Origin of the sequence: Paenibacillus sambharensis (assembly GCF_003233845.1) — a bacterium.
GTDB lineage: Bacteria > Bacillota > Bacilli > Paenibacillales > Paenibacillaceae > Paenibacillus_I > Paenibacillus_I sambharensis.
In genome coordinates this window covers 125,710-147,158 of record NZ_QKRB01000006.1, presented here as the reverse complement: position 1 = coordinate 147,158, position 21,449 = coordinate 125,710, and the positions used below count along the sequence as shown (strand labels likewise).

The 21,449-nt window shown below is 54.9% G+C and carries 21 protein-coding genes; all 21 read right to left on the bottom strand.

The annotated features are described in order from the left end of the window. Positions 1–60: 60 nt before the first annotated feature. Complete coding sequence (locus tag DNH61_RS00690) at positions 61–333, bottom strand: DNA-directed RNA polymerase subunit beta (protein ID WP_111144773.1); 273 nt, start codon at positions 331–333, stop codon at positions 61–63. Between the two features lie 19 nt (positions 334–352). Continuing rightward, the gene (locus DNH61_RS00685; protein WP_111144772.1) at positions 353–1,183 is read right to left on the bottom strand and encodes a flagellar hook-basal body protein; all 831 of its coding nucleotides are present in this window, start codon (positions 1,181–1,183) and stop codon (positions 353–355) included. 30 nt (positions 1,184–1,213) lie between these two features. Then, the gene (locus DNH61_RS00680) at positions 1,214–2,080 is read right to left on the bottom strand and encodes a flagellar hook-basal body protein (RefSeq protein ID WP_111144771.1); all 867 of its coding nucleotides are present in this window, start codon (positions 2,078–2,080) and stop codon (positions 1,214–1,216) included. A 172-nt stretch (positions 2,081–2,252) separates the two neighbouring features. After that, positions 2,253–3,254 (bottom strand): rod shape-determining protein, encoded by a 1,002-nt coding sequence (mreB, locus tag DNH61_RS00675; RefSeq protein WP_111144854.1) that lies wholly within the window; start codon positions 3,252–3,254, stop codon positions 2,253–2,255. 126 nt (positions 3,255–3,380) lie between these two features. Continuing rightward, positions 3,381–3,668, bottom strand: a complete 288-nt coding sequence (gene spoIIID / locus DNH61_RS00670) for a sporulation transcriptional regulator SpoIIID (RefSeq protein WP_111144770.1) — start codon at positions 3,666–3,668, stop codon at positions 3,381–3,383. A 226-nt stretch (positions 3,669–3,894) separates the two neighbouring features. Beyond that, on the bottom strand, positions 3,895–4,632 hold the full coding sequence (locus tag DNH61_RS00665; RefSeq protein ID WP_342771357.1) for a peptidoglycan DD-metalloendopeptidase family protein: 738 nt from the start codon (positions 4,630–4,632) through the stop codon (positions 3,895–3,897). Positions 4,633–4,786: 154 nt separating this feature from the next. After that, complete coding sequence (gene spoIID / locus DNH61_RS00660) at positions 4,787–5,902, bottom strand: stage II sporulation protein D (protein WP_245947812.1); 1,116 nt, start codon at positions 5,900–5,902, stop codon at positions 4,787–4,789. Positions 5,903–6,103: 201 nt separating this feature from the next. Continuing rightward, a complete protein-coding gene (murA, locus tag DNH61_RS00655) occupies positions 6,104–7,519 on the bottom strand; it encodes a UDP-N-acetylglucosamine 1-carboxyvinyltransferase (protein WP_111144769.1) in 1,416 nt (471 codons plus the stop codon). Between the two features lie 229 nt (positions 7,520–7,748). Then, positions 7,749–7,994, bottom strand: coding sequence for a DUF1146 domain-containing protein (locus tag DNH61_RS00650; RefSeq protein ID WP_111144768.1), 246 nt, complete (start codon positions 7,992–7,994; stop codon positions 7,749–7,751). Positions 7,995–8,002: 8 nt separating this feature from the next. Continuing rightward, the gene (locus DNH61_RS00645; protein ID WP_181438525.1) at positions 8,003–10,945 is read right to left on the bottom strand and encodes a S8 family serine peptidase; all 2,943 of its coding nucleotides are present in this window, start codon (positions 10,943–10,945) and stop codon (positions 8,003–8,005) included. A gap of 347 nt (positions 10,946–11,292) precedes the next feature. After that, positions 11,293–12,846, bottom strand: a complete 1,554-nt coding sequence (locus DNH61_RS00640; RefSeq protein WP_245947810.1) for an NADH-quinone oxidoreductase subunit N — start codon at positions 12,844–12,846, stop codon at positions 11,293–11,295. A 2-nt stretch (positions 12,847–12,848) separates the two neighbouring features. Further along, positions 12,849–14,465, bottom strand: coding sequence for a complex I subunit 4 family protein (locus tag DNH61_RS00635; protein WP_111144765.1), 1,617 nt, complete (start codon positions 14,463–14,465; stop codon positions 12,849–12,851). Further along, on the bottom strand, positions 14,465–16,372 hold the full coding sequence (nuoL, locus tag DNH61_RS00630; protein WP_111144764.1) for an NADH-quinone oxidoreductase subunit L: 1,908 nt from the start codon (positions 16,370–16,372) through the stop codon (positions 14,465–14,467). Before nuoL ends, DNH61_RS00635 begins: the two co-directional genes overlap by 1 nt. A gap of 4 nt (positions 16,373–16,376) precedes the next feature. Then, positions 16,377–16,679 carry an NADH-quinone oxidoreductase subunit NuoK gene (gene nuoK, locus DNH61_RS00625; RefSeq protein WP_111144763.1) on the bottom strand — a complete coding sequence of 101 codons (303 nt, stop codon included), beginning with the start codon at positions 16,677–16,679 and terminating at the stop codon, positions 16,377–16,379. After that, positions 16,679–17,197, bottom strand: a complete 519-nt coding sequence (locus tag DNH61_RS00620; protein ID WP_111144762.1) for an NADH-quinone oxidoreductase subunit J — start codon at positions 17,195–17,197, stop codon at positions 16,679–16,681. The genes nuoK and DNH61_RS00620 overlap by 1 nt, the downstream gene beginning before the upstream one ends. Positions 17,198–17,200: 3 nt before the next feature. Continuing rightward, a complete protein-coding gene (gene nuoI, locus DNH61_RS00615) occupies positions 17,201–17,650 on the bottom strand; it encodes an NADH-quinone oxidoreductase subunit NuoI (protein WP_111144761.1) in 450 nt (149 codons plus the stop codon). Positions 17,651–17,665: 15 nt separating this feature from the next. Then, on the bottom strand, positions 17,666–18,682 hold the full coding sequence (gene nuoH / locus DNH61_RS00610) for an NADH-quinone oxidoreductase subunit NuoH (protein ID WP_111144760.1): 1,017 nt from the start codon (positions 18,680–18,682) through the stop codon (positions 17,666–17,668). Then, on the bottom strand, positions 18,682–19,782 hold the full coding sequence (locus tag DNH61_RS00605) for an NADH-quinone oxidoreductase subunit D (protein WP_111144759.1): 1,101 nt from the start codon (positions 19,780–19,782) through the stop codon (positions 18,682–18,684). Before DNH61_RS00605 ends, nuoH begins: the two co-directional genes overlap by 1 nt. A gap of 5 nt (positions 19,783–19,787) precedes the next feature. Beyond that, a complete protein-coding gene (locus tag DNH61_RS00600) occupies positions 19,788–20,327 on the bottom strand; it encodes an NADH-quinone oxidoreductase subunit C (protein WP_111144758.1) in 540 nt (179 codons plus the stop codon). After that, positions 20,324–20,842: a NuoB/complex I 20 kDa subunit family protein gene (locus tag DNH61_RS00595; protein ID WP_111144757.1), complete on the bottom strand. Its 519-nt coding sequence runs from the start codon at positions 20,840–20,842 to the stop codon at positions 20,324–20,326. Before DNH61_RS00595 ends, DNH61_RS00600 begins: the two co-directional genes overlap by 4 nt. Continuing rightward, positions 20,827–21,195 (bottom strand): NADH-quinone oxidoreductase subunit A, encoded by a 369-nt coding sequence (locus DNH61_RS00590; RefSeq protein ID WP_111144756.1) that lies wholly within the window; start codon positions 21,193–21,195, stop codon positions 20,827–20,829. Before DNH61_RS00590 ends, DNH61_RS00595 begins: the two co-directional genes overlap by 16 nt. Between the last annotated feature and the right edge of the window lie 254 nt (positions 21,196–21,449).

Below are 21,449 nucleotides of genomic sequence, written 5' to 3'. Positions count from 1 at the left end.
TTCACTACTATATAATTAAGAAAGCCGTGCACCAGTTAGAGGCGCACGGCTTTTTGTAGGCTATTCATTAGAGAATATAAGATCATACATGTGCTTCCACGTCTCCCACTTCCACACGTCCTCAGCAGGACCTTTGCCAAGCAGCACATATCCGGCGTATAAGCCCCCGATAAGAGCCGCCAGCATTAACAGAGGCACGATGCTCTTGCGGAGCAGCCACAGTACAACCCGGATGCCTGAAGGCCTTGCGGAAGAGCTTGGAGCCGCTTCGCCTTCTTTTGCCTGATCCGCTACCCGTTCCTGATCGCGTTCAGGGGTTCTTGCCGTTGTCATTGCACAATCATCCTATTCCTCAAGCACGGAGGTTATTCGCCAAGCCCATCATGGTATCGCTGGACGATAACGCACGCGCGCTCATTTGATATGCCCGCTGTACAATCATCAATTCGGACATTTCGTGGGTCATATCCACATTGGACTGCTCAAGGAAGCCCTGCATGACGCGGACATCGTTCGTATCAGCCGGCAGAATCCGCTGTACGACCTGATCGACATCCGTTCCATCCGCTATAACATACAGATTGTCGGCTGTCGCTGTAAGCGAGCCAGGCTTAACCGGCTCAACCAGCTTGAGCTGTCCCAAGTTAGCAACCGTATTCTTGTCCGGGGATACTGCCTGAATATTACCATAAGCGTCTACCCGAACGGAATAGCCTGTCGGTACTACGACGCGTCCTTCACCAGCCGGCGTCTGGGCAATGACCGGATATCCGTCAGCTGTTGTCAGCACCTGCTCATTGTTCCGGTTAATGGACAGCTGGAACGAACCGCTGCGCGTGTATGCACGATTACCCTGATCGTCTACTGCAACCTCAAACAAGGCACTTCCCTGAATAGCGAAGTCATAAGGACTGCCTGTCTGCAGCACTGCTCCCTGTGTCATATCCGGCTGCATGGCTGCCAGCCGCGAGCCCCATCCTACATTATACCCGAGCGGCGTCAGCCGTACCGGCTGCTCGAAAGCCCGCTCCTGCTGCTTCACGTTCGTCAGCAGATCCTGAAAGGTTGAATCCTTGCGCTTATATCCGGCTGTATTCGCATTCGCGATATTATCCGAGATCATATCAAGCTTCTGCTGCAGACCGCCCATTGATACCATGGCGTTAATCATCGAATTGTTCAAGGTGTACTCTCCCTCCTATGTCGTCACCTGTTAGACACGGCCGATTTCGTTGACCGCCTTCTCAAGGCTCTTATCATAAAATTGAATCATCTTCTGGTTGGTTTCATAGGCGCGCTGAGCCGACATCAAGTCGACCATCGCTTGGGCAGTATCTACATTGGAACGCTCCGTGTAGCCTTGGCGCACTTCAAAGCGGTCTTCACCGTTAACCGGCCTGACTAGGCCTTCTTCGCCATCGAAACGGAACTTGCCGTTCCCTTCCCGAATCAGCTTGTTCGGATTCTCGATGCGGGACACCAGAAGCTGGCGGCCAGTCGGGTTCCCGGTTGCTGTATCAATAAAGTTCAGGTCCTTCGACAGGTAGAGACCCTCCAGCGAAGTCCCCGGCTCGAACCGAACCGGCTGGTTATCGGCTCCCAGTACATTAGAGCCATCGGATGTAACCAAAAATCCTTGATCATTCAGATGGAACGAGCCATCTCGTGTATATTTCACTTCACCGCCGCGGTCCTGCACGGTAAAGAATGCCTGCGGCTGAAACGTAACCGTACCATCAGGAGCAACATACTTGCCCGACGCGTCGAACGCCATGCCGGGCACAGCCAGATCGGACACAAGAGCAAAATCAGAAGCTCGTCCCGTATTAGACAAGTCGCCCTGCAGATGAATGGATAAGCTTTCTTCCGCAAATACGCCGGTATGAATCGAGCCGATCGACTTGGGCTGATCCCCCTTAACCCCGGTCAGCTCAAGGAGCATCTCCGGAAAGGAACGGGATACAGAGTTAACCTGCTTATAGCCGGGTGTATTTGCATTTGAAATGTTATTGGTTACTGTATCATGGCGGCGCTGCTGGGTAACCATACCCGCTGCTGCCGTGTATAATCCGCGAAGCATAAATGACCTCCTGCGGCTGCCCGGCTCTGCTGCCGGCTAATCAGCCCTACTCAGTATGCATATCTATAATAGTTATCGGTCAGAAGGCTGTTTTCTTTAATAGGCTGAGGCCATGTCTTAAGCACCATTCCTGCAGCCGGCGTATCCCCCCAGATACCCGGCACAGGATTGGCTAGAACAATTTCTTGGCGGACACCTTGTCCAGGTTGTCAAGCATAATTCCCGTACCCTTGACAACGCACAGCATAGGGTCTTCCGCAATCAGAACCGGAACCTTCAGCTCTTCCGCGAGCAGGGTATCCAGTCCGTCCAGCAGCGCGCCGCCGCCGGTAACAATAACACCGCGGTCGATAATGTCAGCAGACAGCTCAGGCGGCGTCCGCTCCAGTACAGACTTGGCAGCTTGTACAATCAGGGAGACGGAATCGCTCAGCGCTTCCTGAACTTCCTCCGAACGGATCGTAACGGTAATCGGGAGCCCCGTTACCATGTCTCGTCCCCGGATATCCATCGATTCGCTGCGCCCGCCCGGATAGACGGTGCCGATCCGCATCTTGATCTCCTCGCTGGTCCGCTCACCGATCAGAAGCTTGTATTTGCTCTTGATATACTTCATAATCTCCGCGTCGAACTTGTCCCCCGCGACCTTGATAGAAGAGGCCGTCACAACGTCACCCATAGACAGTACGGCCACATCCGTTGTGCCGCCGCCGATATCGACGACCATATTGCCGCTGGGCTGGAAAATATCCATTCCAGCCCCGATCGCGGCAGCTTTCGGCTCTTCCTCAAGAAATACTTCACGCGCTCCGCTGCGTTCAGCAGCCTCGCGGATGGCCTTCTGCTCGACAGATGTGATGTTCGTCGGCGCGCAGATGAGAATCCGCGGCCGGCTGTACCAGTTGCGGCCGCCCACCCGGTCGATAAACTGCTTCAGCATAATTTCCGTAATCTCAAAATCCGCGATCACTCCGTCCTTCAGCGGACGAATGGCCACAATGTTCCCCGGAGTCCGTCCAACCATACGGTGAGCCTCTTCACCGACCGCCAGCACGCGCTTGGAATCACTCTCGATCGCTACGACCGATGGCTCATCGAGCACGACTCCTTTCCCTTTCACATGAATGGATACGTTCGCCGTACCGAGGTCGATTCCGATATCCTTGCTCAACATAAGTCTTAAGTCCCCCACACCGTGATAAATTAAGCGGCCGGCAGAAGCCGCCGCAGCCGAGAAAATTCTCTGAACCATAACATTCGCTGTTCAGGACGAAAATCCTCTATTTTTGTAGAAAAAAGGTCAGGATTTTCCGGCTGTGAGCACTTCCTTCTTCTTGCTCGGCGATTTCTTATATTTGATCTTCGTTGCCTCGCCTCCCCTGAGATGCCTGATCGATTTGTGGTATTCGAGAATGTGCTTTACCTGATCAGCCAAATCAGGGTTGATTTCCGGCAAGCGTTCGGTCAGATCCTTATGAACCGTGCTTTTTGAGACACCGAATTCTTTGGCAATGGTCCGAACGGTATTCTTCGTTTCTACGATGCACCGACCGATTTTTATCGTCCGTTCCTTGATGTAATCATGCACGTTCCCGCCTCCCAACTCGAGATAGATTGGTACATTATATGAGGGGAGCAGGCATATATTCTTTGTGTCCAAGCGTGACAAGCCGATTCGTGCAAATATTTTCACACAGGCCATGCCGGATAGCGTTCCGGCAGCCCTGCTTTTACGCAGGCTTTGCGCCAATAAGCAAAGAGCAGGGATTTCTCCCTGCTCGCATTATGATTGGATCTGTCTTTGGTTTAACAACCTATTCCTCAAGAAGAATGGCCGGGTTGATGGGAGAGCCGTTCTCGCGGATTTCAAAATGCACATGCACCCCAAGGTCCTTCTCCAGCTCATTCTGGCCCGCTTTGGCGATAAGATCTCCCTGCTTGACCTCGTCGCCTTCCTTGACCTGAACCTCGCTCAGGCTCTGGTACACAGTCACTAGTCCGCCTTCATGCGTGATTTCCACAAAGTCGCCGTTAGTCGGGTGACTGTCAGCCATGGAGACCGTACCGCTCATGGCAGCAGCCACATCGAAGGTGCTGTTATCAGACTTGGCCAGATCAATACCCATGTGCGGATAATACGTGGTGCCGGATACGACCATTGCTTTCTCGCGCTCATCCGCAGAGGCTGCGGCATCGTAGAACCCAAGAACGGTCTCAATTCCTTCCCTGTCGGCTACTGGCCACTGAAGCGCCTCATTGCTCGTTGATACCGGAACGCTGTCTTCGCCTGTTTCAGCTGTTGCTTGATCACCGTCGTTCTCGCTGACCCCAGCCGGATCGGTAATCTCGGATGTCGTGACTGCCTTGTCCGTCCCCTGGTAGACCCACATTAACGTTACGATGATTGCCGCGGCGGCCATAAATGCTGCTGGAGATACCCATTTCTTGGACAGGATTCTCTTCCATGCAGACGGCCCGGCGGCTTTGCTGCCCCGATTCATTTTAGGGGCTTCTTCAGATGATTGGTTCATTTTCTCTTGATCATTCATCATCTCTCATCACCTCACTAGCCATTGTTGCCAGATGCCTGTCTTTTATACGTGAGGTGATAGCTAATTTTACAGATTGGTATCTTCCCGCTTTTCTCAGGCTGCGCACAGGATCTGCAGCGATGTGAACCAGCGGGCGCCAGCATATTCTATCGGATCAGGAAGATCGAGGAAGCTTCGAAGCTTGTTCAACACGGACATCCGTATAATAGTAAGCGATAATATCAGCTGCCTTCTTGCCCTCCTTGGCAAGCGCATTAGCCCCCCATTGGCTCATCCCAACGCCATGACCGTAACCGTACGTCGTAATACGGATATAATCCCTGCTCACCGTCCAGGTGAACGAAGAGGATTTCAAGCCCAGCTTCTCACGAACCTCCCGTCCGGAAAAATTCCTACCTCCGATCTGCACCTCCTTGATCCGGTTGCCTTCGGTCCTGCTAGTAACCCGCATGGCGAGCCCGGCATCCCGGTCAAGACCAAGCTTCCGGCGCGCCTCGGTGTGAGACAGCTCGACCGTTTCCTTGTAACGGGGCGACAGCTGCTTGTCCCAGGGACTGGCCACACTGCGCAGATAGGGAAGCGCCAGATCCCAGTAATCCTCCGAATTTTCCGTGTAGCCGTTGCTGGTTGAGAAGAAAGCCGCCTGAATCGGTTCTCCCTTATAGGTAATAATCAGATTCGCGGTCTGCTCAACTGCCTGCCCGATCCGCGCCAGCTTCTCCTTCGCTTTGCCGTCACCCCAGAGCTCATCAAGACGTTCGAGCGGGATATAGACCTGGTCATCAGTCGTATCGCTGACAAGCGGTTCATCCGACAATCCGCTGCGAAGCAGCTTACGGACGACATACGTTCTGGCAGCAATCGCCTGTGCCTTCAGTGCTTCCATCTCGAAATCCGCCGGCATTTCTCCCGCGACGACACCTCGCACATACCACTCCAGAGGTACAGTCTCCACCTTGTTGTCGTTGTTGAGCTTGACCCCGATTTGCAAGCCTCTGGCAAAAGCGGACAGAGAACCGTCGCTTGCCGGGCTTGATTCGTCGCCAGAGTCCCTTTGCTTCCCGCGTCCGGACGCTGCCTCTCTCTGCGGCTGAGCTTCCTGCTCCAGAGCCAGAGCCGCCTCTCTCCCTTGTTCCCCGCCCCTCTGCTGCATTCTCTCCGGCAGTACGCTTAGACAGACAATCAACATGCCGGCCGCGAAGCAGCACCACCACAGGAGACGCCCAGCCCTCGCCCTGGGGACGTGCTTAACCGGTTGCTTGTGCTTCATCCGCTTCTTCCCTCTCCTCCATGGATCAGCTTAATGGAATCTCTTAAAAGCTATGTAGTACATCCTATGAGCCGGATTGGTAGAATAGCACTTCGGGGTGCGACCATACGAAAAGAGGCAACAAAAAACCGCTGCACTGCGGAAGGCTTCAGCCTTTCGTCAGTACAACGGTTTTGAGCTACTAGATGCAATTCCTGGCCATCAAGCCCAGGTCGGCTGTACTTTAAGGATTTTCATGTCCTTATCACGTGCAAAAGCAGTCTCTGCAATCTTCGCATCATCCGCCTGCTCTTCCAGCTCCAAAGCCGCAGTAACGGCCGCTACTGCCTGAGCCGCTTCGGTCGTTTCAACCGGAACAGGCTCTTCGCGTGTAATATCAGCTCCGAGTGCCGCAAGCTTCTGAGTTATATTCACATAGCCGCGGTCGATATGATGCGTGCCCGTAATTTCGGATACGCCTTCTGCCCGCAGAGCGGCACAGATAAGCGCAGCACCTGCGCGAAGATCGGTGGCGCATACGTTCGCGCCTACAAGGCCTGTTCCGCCTGAAACAATTGCCGTTCGTCCTTCTACCTTAATCTGACCGCGCAGTTTCTTGAACTCCTCCACATGCATGAAGCGGTTTTCGAATACCGTTTCCGTCACCACGCTGGTTCCTTCCGAAACCATCAGCAGCGCCATCATCTGCGACTGCATATCTGTTGGAAATCCAGGGTGAGGAAGCGTCTTAACATCGACTGCACGCAGCTGCCCGGGGGCTGTTACGCGGATTCCATTCTCACTCTCTTCAATTCCTACACCCATCTCTTCCAGCTTCGAGATAACCGGAGCCAGATGATCGGCAATCGCATTCTCAATAAATACATCGCCACCCGTAATGGCTGCGGCCACCATATAAGTGCCTGCCTCAACCCGGTCCGGGATTACCGTATGTACCGCGCCCTGAAGCGATTCTACACCCTCGATCCGTATCATGCCGGTACCGGCTCCGCGAACGACAGCTCCCATGCTGTTCAGATAATTCGCCAGATCAACAATCTCCGGCTCTTTGGCAGCATTCTCAATCGTCGTCGTGCCTTCCGCAAGTGTGGCAGCCATCATGATGTTCTGGGTAGCGCCAACACTGGCGACATCCAGATAAATCTTGGCGCCCTTCAGGCGGCTGTCCTTCCTGCTGGCTTCAATGAAACCCTGACCAAGTGTAATATCAGCGCCCATCGCCTCGAAGCCCTTTAAATGCTGATCGATCGGACGTGTACCGATAGCGCAGCCGCCAGGCAGCGAAATCCGGGCACAGCCCATCCTTGCCAGCAGCGGTCCCATAACCAGGAACGATGCGCGCATTTTACGCACCAGATCATAGGGGGCCTCGTATGAATGCAGTTGTTCCGCGTTTAATCGTACTGAATCGTTATCAAATGTAACTTCGGTGCCAAGAGAAGCAAGCACCTGATGAATCGTAATCACATCGTCAAGAAGGGGAACGTCATGAATGACACTCTCGCCTTCATTTGCCAATAAGGATGCCGCGAGTATCGGGAGCACGGAATTTTTTGCACCATTTACACGTACCGTACCCGATAGTCGCTGACCACCGCGGACGATTATTTTACTCATCTTTGGTCCCCCCGCGCGCTGTAGTTTCACTTACCACTTTGTGAATAAAATGGGATCTCTCCCGTCCGATACCCATTAGACATCTTAACATTACCTTACACAAATCGACAAGCGTTATTTTCTGTGGTATCATAGCCAGTCAAAGTTCACATTCCTGCCATATGTTTCGCGTACTTTCGCTGTTTTCGGTCCGTCATGTACTACCCATTGTTGACATGTTTCGTCCCGCTTATTCGACAATATACCGGAGCAGCTGAGACCAGTTCCAGTAATCCAGTATAAATCTGGCGAACAGATGCCCTATTATAACAGCAAGCATGATCTGAAGCAGCTTCGCCTGGCCGCTCTTGGGACGCTTCAAGAAGGCATCAAGCTTGATTTCCTGAATAACAATCCAGGCTAGATAGATACTAAGCAAGGTTACAATAATGGATAACAATCCGGTTACGCCAAGCGGTGCAAATGATTCCGCCATCCTGTCCTTCAACCCCTTTTGGCAAGCGCTCTGTAAACCATTGTGGCGAATTCGGCACGGCTGGCCGTACCGTCAGGCTTAACCGCAAGGCCCGGATATCCGCCAATTACCCCGTCCGCGTGCATCCGAACCAGCATGCCTGCTGCCCAGTGGTCTGAAGCAAGGTCCGAGAAGGGCTCTGCCACCGGCCTGACCGGCTTGCTTCCGAGCGCCCTTCCAAGCATCACCGCCACCTCTGCCCTCGTTACTGGCCGCGAAGGCTCGAACCTGCCGTCCGGCATACCAGACACATAGCCGGATCCGGACGCTTGCCGGATCACAGAATACGCCCAGTGATCTTTACGGATATCTGTGAAGTCAGACACCGGCACATTAGAATTACCCGCACCGAACGCACGGACAATAACCGCCGCTGCTTCCGCGCGTGTAATGGAACGGTCTGGGCTAAACCTGTACTCGCCCAAACCGCCGACTACTGATTTACGGCTTAGTGAAACGATCGCCGTCTCCGCCCAGTGGCCTTCTATGTCTCGAAAGCCTGCTACCAGTTTATCGGCATTCATTGTGAATTTGTAAAGACTATCGGCAAAAGGCCGGTCCGCGGTCAGTTTTACGTAATAAGTCCCCGGCTGCAGCAGCTGGTTGGTCACGACGGACCGCTTGCCAGGCTCTGATTTCGCAGTGAATACAAGCTTCTGCCTCTTGTCATAGCCTTCTATCTTCATCTCCCTGTTATTCGGGAATTCATCCAGACTAAGCGTTACAATATGCGAACCATCCAGTCTCAGCTGATACCAATCCTGATCCTCCGAGGTATCGATAACACCCTTATAGACAATTTTGGGCTGCAGAACAGTAGACGAATAATACTGGTCGTTCGGTTCATTCGGATCCTCAAACCGGGTTTCAACTTCAAGCTTTAACGTGTATGTTCCTGTTACCGGGCTTGCTTCCGCCGCTGCAGCATTATGCACACGAATATAGTATTTACCCGGCTTAACCGCTATGGTGCCTGAATGCTCAGCCTCCCCATCGCCATTCTCATCGTAGAGCGCTTCACGTTCACCGGCCCGTTGAACCATGAATGCAGGGTCGATACGCGCGGTATCCGTATCTGCGCTGACACGGATGGTGCCTGCTTTGGTCAAGGTTAGTGAATACCAATCCCGGTCACCCTTCTGATGGAAGGTTCCGGTCAGCGTCTGTGTGACGGGAGACAGTGTGAAGGCTTCATACGGCTTATCATTCTTCTCATAGGCGTCGGCAGCAGGCTTCAGCTGCGCGGTCAGCTGGTAAGGCAGAATGGTCTTCTTCGCCGAATCTGCAAGCCTGACCTCTATATAAGCAGTTTCCGGGCGGACCTGCCACTCCATGGTCCGGTCGGAGATCCGCACATCCGCTTCCTCCACCTGTCCGTTGTCATCATAGAGCGTGATGCGAACTGGCGGCATGGCAGCGCCCTCCTGCTGGGTCCCCTTGAATCGAAGATGCAGGATACCGTCCTGCTTAAGGTTCAGCTTATACCAGTCTGCGTCTGTTCCGCCTGTCAGCCTTGCCGGCCTCATCTTGCCCAGCGGAAGCTGCGCAGCAGCACGCCTGGTATCATTGGGCTCGAAGCCATCGACCGTCAGCTTGGCAGCAAGCAGCTCGTCAACCTGAAGCAGCCCGTAACCCGACCAGTCATCCCTGCCCTTGGCGCCGATATCCTTGGCGCTTTGCCTGAGCTGCTCCCTGATCTGATAAGGCTTAAGCTCCGGAGATGCTGCCCAGAGAAGTGCAGCGGCAGCCGCAACCTGAGGAGCGGCCATGGAAGTACCCTCTTCCCGCTTATACCCCCCGCCAAGCGCTGTGGTGTATACCTGCCAAGGAGCCGCGATATCAACTTCCGGTCCGGGATTTGAACGTTTTTCCGGTGAACCAGACGCTGTAACGCCGGCAACAGCCACCACCGTGGGGTATGCCGCCGGATATTTGACAGCCGCCCGGCTGCCAAGCAGCTGGCCGTCATTGCCGCTGGCGGCAACCAGCAGCACACCCTTGCTTTCGGCATAGTCAACGATATCGGACATATACGGTGAGTGACGGTATAAGCCTACCGATAAAACAATGATCTTCGCGCCGTTATTAACGGCGTAGAGAATCGCCTCGCCAAGCCGGTCTTCCTCTCCCTGGCCCTTGCTGTCCAGTGCCTTAACCGGCATCAGCTTCGCCTTCCACAGCACGCCCGTGGTACCCTTGGCATTATTGCCAACCGCAGCAAGAACACCGGCAACAAGCGTGCCGTGACCGTTATCATCTGCCGGGGGCTTCCCCTTGGTTACCAGATTCGTGCCTTCCACGAGGTTATCCTTCAAGTCCGGATGACTCAAATCCACTCCGGTGTCGATAAGCGCAATCTTGAAATCAATCTGCTCCCTCGCAAGCTTCCATGCCTTATCCGCTCCAATCTGCTTCAAGTACCTCTGCTGATCATAAGCCGGATCATTCGGAACAGCAGCGGACGCGGGTGAAGGGGAAGAGAGCAGTTCCACCGTCCCGTTCGGGTGCACATACTCCACCTCTGGCATCGCCGCAAGAGTAGTCAGCCACTTGTCCTTGTCCACGCCCGGTGCCGGGCGGACGATGCTCACTCCCGCTTCCGGCTGGCTTCCGAGCATGACGGTGAACGGAAGCTCATCCCTGCCCCCCGCTTCTGCACCCTGCCATTTTACCAGCCAGGTTGGAAGCTTGGCACTCTGCACTCCCTGCTGGCTGTCCGCGTAGGCAAAGCCCAAGACTCCCGGCAGAAGAAGATTTGGACTTGCGGCAGTCCATGCCAGTAATAGGGCAAGCATAGACAGGACGAAGCAGGGGCGCGTGACTCTCACACGTCCCGTGCGTTTCAACTGATACGAGCAGCCCGCTTGTTTGGAGCTGCGCCTTTGGTTATCTTGGATTCCCCTGTTTGTCATCTTATTCAGCCTTTTCAACCATAGATATCTCATTCGTAATCTTTTCGACTTCAACGGCCGGGATTCCTCTATTTCCCCCCTGATTTCGCCTGGCGGACAGGAAACTATTTACTTCCGCATGCTGTAATATACGAGCGGATTGCAAATTTTAACCTTAAGATTTTGTATGACCTGGAGGGTTCCCTTACAACAGGGAAGCCCGGATACCCCTTAACCGCTAAAGGTTAAGCATCCAGGCTTCATTCATTAATATCCAGTCTTCACTTTAAGATTACCAATTCTGCAAAAATAATTTCCAATTTATTAAATAGCAGAGCTCTCGCTTATCCGAACATCAAGTCATCCAGTCATCCCAGAAGGATATCGCGCAGGACCGATATGGTGCGGTCCATCCAGTTCATTGCGAGACCCGGAAGCAAGCCTAGTGCAAGTGTGGCAGACACACAAATCCATATCGTCAGCCCTGAACTCGGTGGTAAAAGTATCCGCTTCTCAGTCTCCGCTGCACGCGTGAACATCTGGCGTATAATTGCGAAATAGAAGTAATAAGAGATAACGCTTGTCAGCAGCATCGTCCCCCCCAGCCAGTAATCCTCAGATTTGACAGAACCCAGCACAATAAACAGCTTGCCGGTGAACCCCGCGGTAAACGGAATGCCGGCGAAGGACAGCAGCAGAATAACCATTGCCCAAGCCGTCCAGGGCGCCCGGTAGTAGAGCCCCGCGTAGCCGTTCATCTCATCATGACCCGCCTCCCGGCTGATCACCAGGTGGGTGGTGAAGACACCAATTGTCATCAGCGCGTAAGCAATCATGTAATAACCCAGCTCAGCCGCGCTGCTCCACTGCACGAAGCTGCCTACCCCTACCGCTAACGGAACCAGCATGTAGCCCGTATTGGCCGTACCTGACAGGGCCAGCAGCCGTTTGATGTTGCGCTGCCTGAGCGCCGCCGTCGTTCCAACGATCATAGCTGAAGCAGCCAGCAGCTTGAAGGCCAGCAATATATCTTCCCCAAACGGCGTATGCAGCTGGGGCAGCGCCGTATTGAACAAGAAGCGCAGAAGGGCGGCCAGGAAGGCACCCTTCGTGACCACGGCAAGGAACGCGGTCACAGATGCGGGTGCACCCTGATACACATCCGGTGCCCAGGCATGGAACGGGGCAGCCGCAAGCTTGACGGCAAAGCCGCCGATCAGGAAGAAGAACCCCACATATACCAGCGCCTCATAGTCTGCGAGAGCCCCGGTGATAGCCCCTCCTATAGCGCCATAGTTGGTCGATCCTGTGACACCGTAGATATAGGACATCCCAAACAATATGAACGCCGATGAGATGCCGCCCATTACCAGATATTTGAATGCCGCCTCCTGGGAGAGGCCGGATCGTTTGCGAATGCCAACCAGGACATAGGTAGAGATGCTCAGCAGTTCAAGACCGACAAACAGTGTGATCAGGTCAGCCGTCGAACACATGATCAGCGCCCCTGCAACAGCCGGGAGCAGCAGCGTGTAAGTTTCGCCTTTGTCCACTACCCGATCATCCCGCTGAACGGCGCTTATGCCCGGAAGAATAATCAGAGCCGAGGCGCTGAGAAGTATGATCTTGAACACACTTGCGTAACCATCGACACGATAGCTGTCCCCCAATAAACGGACCACACCGGGCACCGCTCCATCCGCAGCCCCTCCGCCCAGCTGCAGCATATGCCAGCTGACAAAGCCAAGGGAGCCCAAGATCCCTATGAGCGAGAGCCACCCGGTAAAGGCACGGTTGATCCGGTCAGGCAGCGCCAAGTCGAGAAGGGTGATGAGAACCGCCATAGCTATCAGCGTGATTTCCGGGGTGAGGTAGCCAACATCCTGCCAGGTTAACCCCTGCAGCAAGTCTGTGCTTGTCATGTTCATCCCCCCACCCTTAACTGAGATAAGAATGCCTGCAGGCTGTCAGCCGTCGTACCGGTAAGAACAGAAGGATAAAGGCCCAGCAGAATGATAAAAGCCAGCAGCGCGATCATCGGTACGGCTTCGATCAGCCGGGCATCCCTCAGTTCCTCACCGCTCTCGCGAAGCGGCCCGAATGTTATACCGAGCACACTGCGAAGCACATAAGCAGCCGTGATGACCATCCCGGCTGCTGCCAGCACCGTCACCACCTTCATGGATTCGAACAGCCCCAGGAAGGACAGAAACTCGCCGACAAAGCCGGAAAGTCCCGGCAGCCCAAGAGAGGCCAGGCCTCCTGCCAGCAGCACACCGCTGATGAACGGCACCGAACGCGCAAGCCCGCCAAGCTCGGCGAGCTCTGTTGTTCCCGTGCGCTCTTGAATGCTCCCCGCGATAAGGAAGAGCAGAGCCGAGATCAGTCCATGCGACACCAGCTGGAACACCGCGCCCTGGATGCCGATTTCGTTGAACGAGGCCAGCCCCAACAGGACAATTCCCATATGGCTTAGCGAAGAGTACGCGAGCACAAGCTTGAAGTCATGCTGCCGCAGGGCGAGCAGCGCCCCATACAGAATACTCGCAAGCCCAAGCCAGGCGATCACCGCCGCCGCCTCCCGCGCCTCGGCCGGGAAGAGAAACATGCCGAAGCGCAGCAAACCATATGCACCCATCTTCAGCAGCACACCAGAGTGGATCATCACCACAGGAACCGGCGCCTCCTTATGCACGTGCAGCATCCAGGTATGGAGCGGCACAATCGGCAGCTTGATGCCGAAGGCGACCAGCAGCAGGATGAAGACAGTCCACCGCATTTCCCCGCTCATATAGAACGGATTATCACCATCCATCAGATTCGGCGCCAAGTTAACATAGGCTTCCGGGTTTAACAGATTAGCTGCGATGGCATCATAACTTCCGCTGTAGATCAGTTCTACGCTGCCAGCAGCCTCGACCGCTTGGAAGCCGGCTGTGTAAATAAGCAGGATGAAGGCAAACAGCATCACGGCCGAACCAAGACCGTTGTAGATCAAGAAGGTATTGGCAGCCTTCTCTCTGTCAAAGTAGCCCCAGATAGCAATCAGGAAAAACATGGCGACAAGCGTGAGCTCGAAGAACAGGAAGAAGAGCAGCAGGTCACGGGCCAGGAAGACGCCCAGCATGCCGGTCTCCAGCAGCAGGAACCAGACATAATAGGACTTCCGCCGCTTCCTGATGTTCACGGAGGCCAGTGCCGCCATGCAGCCGATAAAGGCCGCCAGCAGCACCAGCGGAAGTGATATTCCGTCCAAAGCCAGATCATACTGAAACTGATAGATAAAGGATGTCACCGAGCCGCTTAACGCTTCCCGGTTCAGGGCCACATTCATCCAGGCCGCCTGTTCACGAAATTGATCCGGTACGGCTGCATCATACTGCCCGAACAGCCACAGCGAGAGCGCAAGCGGCAGCAGCGCTGCAGCAACAGCAATCAGCCGGAGCAGCCGGGTCTGCCTGCGCGGCACAAGCAGCAGAACAACCACGCCCAACAGCGGTGCGAAGACCAGGAAGGTAAGCCATGGAATGGTTTCGGGCATTACCAGAACCTCCTTCCGGCGACAGCCACAATCAAGATAACGAGACCTGCTGCAGTCAGCAGCCCGTATGTCTGCACCTGCCCGTTCTGCATGCGGGTTCCCGCTTTGCCCGCTAGCACAGCCAAGCCCCCGGCCAGCCGGACTGCCCCGCCAACGATATAGCGGTCGAACAGCACAAGCAGTGTCCCAATTCCTAAGACCGGGCGGACAATGCAGTACCGGTACAGCTCATCGATATAATACTTATTCTCCAGCACGTTAACGAGCCATGGCAGACGGGCCGCTGCAGCCGTCCGGGAGATCATGCCTTTCCCGTAGACGAGCCACCCGATATAGAGGCCAAGGGCCGCAACCGCCGTTGACATGATCATAACCACTGCACTGCTGTCATGCTGCGGACTGTACGTGCTGCCGAGCAGCCAGCTGCCCAGCTTCCCCCAGCCTTCCCATGGCAGCTCCACCAGGCCCAGCAGGGCCGCTGGCACCGCTAGGACCACAAGAGGCACAGTCATGACCAGCGGTGATTCCAGCACTTTCCGGGAGCCGGTCTTCGCGCCGGTCTTCGCGCCGGACTTTCCGCCGAAGACGAGGAAGAACAGCCGTGACATATACAGCGCCGTAAGCAGCGAGGCTGCCAGCCCCGCTGCAAACAGCAGGGGATGGCCCTCATCCAGAACAGCAGCTAAGATGGCATCCTTCGACCAGAAGCCTGACAGCGGCGGAACGCCCGCGAGCGCAAGCGCGCCGATTCCGAAGGTCCAGGCCGTTATCCTCATCCGCTGTCCAAGGCCGCCCATCTCGTGGATGTTCTGGGTATGAACGGCATGGATCACACTGCCTGCTCCCAGGAACAGCAGCGCTTTGAAGAAGGCATGCGTCAGCAGATGGAAGATGCCTCCTGTCAGCGAGCCTGCGCCAAGTGCCAGCATCATGAAGCCGAGCTGGCTGATGGTCGAGTAAGCCAATATCCGTTTCAAATCCTTCTGCACCATCGCGATCGACGCCGCAAACAGGGCCGTAAAGGCCCCTATGAACGCTACGGTTTCCATCGCTGCCGCCGAGGCTTCGAATATACTGTATGTACGGGCAATCAGGAATACACCGGCCGCCACCATCGTAGCTGCATGAATAAGTGCGCTGATCGGTGTCGGGCCTTCCATCGCATCCGGCAGCCAGACATGCAGCGGAAATTGCCCCGACTTGCCTATTGCTCCCGTGAAGATCAAGAGTGCAATAGCTGTTGTAATTCCTTGGGCGATAAGCCCGGACTGCCCTTCATTGAACACGTTCTGAATAGCCGAGAATGACAGCTCATGCTCAGGCATATACCAGAACAGCATCAGGACAGCGATAAGCAGCCCTACATCCCCGACCCGTGTGACCAGGAAAGCCTTCTTCGCCGCAGCCTTGGCAGCGGGCTTCGTATACCAGAAGCCAATCAGCAGGAACGAGCAGACTCCAACAAGCTCCCAGAACATATAGAGCATCAGCAGATTATCCGCCAGTACAAGTCCCAGCATCGAGAAGGTGAAGAGCGAAATATAGGCGTAAAACACCGTTATCCGGTCATCATTCTTCATGTACCCTGCCGAATACATACTGACCAGAAAGCTGATCAGCGAGACCATCGCAAGCATCAGAGCCGTCAGATTCGTGACATCGTATCCGATTGACAGCTGGAACCCGCGGGTTGCAATCCAGTCAAAGGACGCATTGTATTCCGCCGCCCGGCCGTTCAACCGTTCGAGCAGCACAAGGACGGACAGCACGAGCGAAGCCAGCGAGGCCGCCATAGCCGTCACACTCCCGGCTGTACGCATCCCTCTGCCAGCCGCCGCAAGAATAAGGAAAGCACCGAGCGGAAAGATCGGAATGAGCCACGCATAATGCGAATACACAGTATCCACCCGTTTACCTCCTCATCTCATCAAATTCATCAGCCTGAACAGTTCCCTTGAGGCGGAACAGGGCGATCAGTATGGCGATGCCAACCGCCACTTCTGCTGCCGCAACGGATATGGTGAACAGGGTGAACACCTGGCCGGTAAGCGAAGGAAGCGCACCGTATTTGGCGAAGGCGACGAGATTCAGATTAACCGCATTCAGCATTAATTCGATGGATATCAGTACAATTACCGCATTTCGCTTGGTCAAGGCCCCGTACAGCCCTATGCAGAACAGAATAGCGGCGAGCATCAGATAGGAAGGCAGCATCACTCATCAGTCTCCTTCCTGGCGAGCATAATCGCTCCAATGAAAGCCACCGTTAACAGCACCGATACCAGTTCAAAGGGAATGACATGCTGTGTAAACAGCAGCTTGCCAATCTCCAGTGTGTTATCCTCGGCCTGCTCTACCTGCGCTGCCGCCGGGAAGGCGGTCGAGCGAATGGCGTAAAAGAGGATACCAAGCAGCGACACTGCCGCCAGCAGGCCCAATACTTCAGGCATCCTTCCCGCAGGCCGGCCCTGATCCTCCTGATGCTTCGTCATCATGATGCCGAATACCATCAGAATGGACACGGCTCCGGCATAGATCAGCACTTGGACGAAGGCAACGAACTCGGCTTCAAGAACAACATACATGCCAGCCAAGCCAATGAATACAGCAGCCAGAGAGAGCACCATATGGACGACCTTCGTCAGTGTAAGCATAAGCACAGCCCCTGTGATTGTGAAAGCGGCCAGAATGAAAAAGGCGATAAGCTCGCCCGATAAGTCCCCCGTAAACATCCGTTATTTGCCGCCCCCCTTCACCGGTGCACCGATATTATTATTATCCTTACGCACCAGGCGGTCGTTGGCCGTCAGCCATTCCTTATCCTTGAACAAGTCATCCCGGCTGTAGGCCGACAGCTCAAAATTTCCCGTCATCACAATCGCCTCGGTGGGGCAAACCTCCGTGCACAGGTCGCATAGAATACAAATCTCGAAGTTGATATCATACGTGTCAATGACCTTGCCCTTCTTCTCCGGGTCCGGATTCGGCTTGCCGGTGAGTGTGATGCAGTCTGTCGGGCAGACTCTTACGCACTGGTTGCAGACAATACATTTGTCCGGTATAAAATGCTGGATGCCGCGGAAACGGTCCGGCATGATGAGCGGCTCATCGGGATAGGAAATGGTGACCTTCTTCGCTGTCATCGACTTCAAGGTGACGGCAAGCCCTTTGAAAAGCCCTTTCATCCTCTCACTCCCCCGTTAATGCTTAATAAAAAGCTCAATATAACCCGCTGTCACAAACACGTTCACAATCGCCAGCGGCAGCAGCACCTTCCAGCCGAAGCCCATGAGCTGATCGACACGAACACGCGGGAAGGTAGCCCTCAGCCAGAACAGGAAGAAGACGATACAGGCGAACTTCAGTATAAACCAGATTAAGCCTGGAACAACGGCAAGGAATGGCGCAGGAGCATGCCAGCCTCCGAGGAAGAGCACGGTTGTGAGCGCCGCAATCGCATAGACGTACACGTATTCCGTAAGCATGAAGAAGGCAAAGCGGAACCCGCTGTATTCCACATGGTAGCCGGCTACAAGCTCTGATTCCGCCTCCGGCAGATCGAATGGCGTCCGGTTAAGCTCCGAGACAGCCGCGATCATAAAGACGCCAAACCCGATGAACTGCGGCAGGAAATGCCAGTTCCAGAACCACCCGCCAGACTGCGCTTCTACGATTGTACGCAAATTCATGCTTCCGCTCAACATCACCGTGCCGACAATGGAGATAACAAGGGGCACTTCATAGCTGATCATCTGAGCAGCCGAGCGCATGCCGCCGAGCAGCGCATACTTATTGTTGGATGCCCAGCCGCCCAGCACAATGGCCAGTGTGGAGATTCCGCTAAGGGCGACATAGTACAAGACACCAACATTCAGATCGGCAAAATAAAGGCTCTGCGTATACGGGATAACCGCCAGTACCGCGAACGCCGGAACGAAAGCCAGCACAGGCGCCAGCACGAACAGCACCCGGTCCGCCTTGCGGGGAATGGTATCTTCCTTGAGCAGCAGCTTCAGCACATCCGCAACCGTCTGCAGCAGGCCAAACGGCCCTACGCGGTTCGGTCCAACACGCAGCTGCATCCAGCCAATCACCTTGCGTTCAAAATAAATGGCATACGTGACAAAGCCAAGCACAATGCCCATTAGCAGTATGGCAGCCGCTGCAAAGATCAGCGCATGGCCCCATGTCAGCGGCTCGCGCAGCAGATCGCCCATCAGCAGTCGACCTCCCCGACGACAATATCAATGCCGCCCAGAATGGTGATCAGGTTCGTCATCGTTTCCCCAATAAGCAGCTTCGGCAGAATCTGCAGGTTCACGAACGACGGCCGCCGGAATTTGAGCCGGTACGGCTCCGCCTTGCCCTTGGAGACAATATGGCAGCCGATCTCGCCGCGCGGCGATTCAATCCGCACGTAGACCTCCCCTTCAGGCGGGCGGATTACGCGGGGGACCTTGCCCATTGTCTCGCCGCCTTCCGGGAACTGCTCAACAGCCTGCCTGAGAATCCGCAGGCTCTGCCGGATTTCCTCCAGTCTGATCCGGTAGCGGTCATAGCAATCGCCCGTCCGGCCTACCGGCACATCAAACGCAAAACGGTCGTACAGGCTGTAGGGCTCCGTTTTCCGCAAATCCCAATTCAAGCCCGTACAGCGAAGATTCGCCCCCGAAAGACCATAGCTGACCGCCGTCTCGGCATCATAAACACCAATACCCTTGATCCGTGCCAGGAAAATCTCATTGCCGCTGACAAGGCGATCATATTCCTCCAGCTTGCTCTCCATATAAGGGATGAACTCGCTCACTTTATCGATCCAGCCGTCCGGCGCATCCCATTTTACCCCGCCTACACGCATGTAATTGTAGGTTAAACGGGCGCCGCACAGCTCGTTGAACAGGTTAATAATAATCTCCCGGTCCCGGAAGGCATACAGGAAAGGGCTCATTGCCCCGATATCGAGCAGATAAGTCCCCCACCAGACCAAGTGGCTGGCCACGCGCTGCAGTTCCATCACAATCAGCCTCAGAAACTCAGCACGCTCCGGGATCTGAAGGCCCATCATTGTCTCCACCGCATGGCAGAGGACATAATTGTTCGTCATGGCTGACACATAATCCATACGGTCTGTATAAGGGATAATCTGCGTGTAGTTCAGGTTCTCAGCCAGCTTCTCCGTTCCCCGGTGCAGATAGCCCATGACAGGCGTGGCATCGGTAATGACTTCCCCGTCCAGCTTGACGATGATGCGGAATACGCCATGCGTGCTGGGATGCTGGGGTCCGACATTAAGCAGCAGTTCTTCTGTTCGTATCAAGGCGGCTACACCTCCGGGTCGAGCGGCTCATAATCCTTACGGAGCGGATGGCCCGCCCAGTCATCCGGCATCATAATCCGGCGCAGGTCCGGGTGGCCGGGAAAATCAATGCCCAGCAGATCGTACACCTCGCGTTCATTCCAGTTCGCGGCCGGCCAGACCGCCGTTACCGATGGAATGGACGGGTTATCCCGGTCTGTCCTTACTTTAACAGCATACTGCTTGCCCGTAGACATCGAGAGCAGGTGATAGACCGTCTCCATATAAGTCTCATAATCCACACCCGACAAATTCCTTAGATAATCACAGCCAAGTGCTGGCTCACTGCGGAACATACGCGCAGCCTCCAGCCAATGCTCGGAGCGGATAATGAGCACCGGCATGCCGCCATTCATCTCATTCAGATAGGCCTCTGCCACCGCCTCATCATGCACACGGCTGCAGAGCAGGCTCACCGCCTCATCCAGGTCCGCCTGCTGCGGGGAAGGCTGCATGGTTTCCTCTTCCTCGGGGAGTGTTCCGCCTGGCTTCTCTTCCTCACTCATCGGTCTGTCACCCGCTTCCCCGTCTTGGCTTCATACCGGATCTTCTCCTGCAGCTTGTTAATCCCATAGATAAGCGCAGCCGGATTGGGCGGACAGCCCGGAATGTAGACATCGACCGGCACAATCTGGTCGACGCCCTTCATAACCGCATACGATTTGACATAAGGTCCGCCAGCCGTGGCGCAAGAACCCATGGCGATGACCCACTTGGGCTCTGGCATCTGGTCATACAGCCGCTTCAGCAGCGGGCCCATCTTCTTCGTCACCGTACCGGCGACGATCATCACATCCGACTGCCTGGGAGATGTGCGGAACAGCACACCGAAGCGGTCCAGATCATAATGGGAAGCGCCGGTTCCCATCATCTCAATCGCACAGCAGGCTAGGCCGAAGGTAAGCGGCCAGAGCGAATTGCTGCGGGCCCATGCTTTAAGCTCCTCCAGTGTGCCCATAAACACATTCCGCTCCAGCTCCCGGCGCTCTTCCATTGTGATCGATTCTAGACGGAATTCCATTTCAGCACCTTCTTCTTCCAGGCATAGAGCAGCCCGACCAGCAGCAGGGCCACGAAGATCAGCATTTCGACCAGCACGAAGAGGCCGAGCTTATGATAAGCGACAGCCCAGGGATATAAGAAAACGGTTTCCACATCAAAAATGACAAACATGAGTGCGAACAAGTAGTAGCGGATATTAAACCGCACTTGTCCTTCACCGACCGGCTCATTGCCGCTCTCGTACGTTGTCCGCTTCTCTTCCGTCGGTTTGTTCGGGCGCAGCAGCCTTCCAGCCGTCAACGCCGCCACCGGAAGCAGGACACCAAGCAGGATGAAGATGGTTACCACAACATAGTTGTTCATGTACGCCATACCGTCACCTCCAGCCGGACGATCGGCCAACCTGACAGAGGGCCGTCAAATTTCCTTCACAATTATAGCAAAACCTTCCATCCCCGTCTATGACCCCGTTCACTGCAACCCGGCCGCCCACTGTTTTGCCCGGGTGCCTCTGCAAAGTCCCTTTGTCAGACTAACTTGTCATTCCTCAGCATGTCTTCTTCTCCAAAAAAAAGAAGGGGCTGTTCCAAAGTCGTACGACTAGGGACATCCCTTCTAAACTGTTA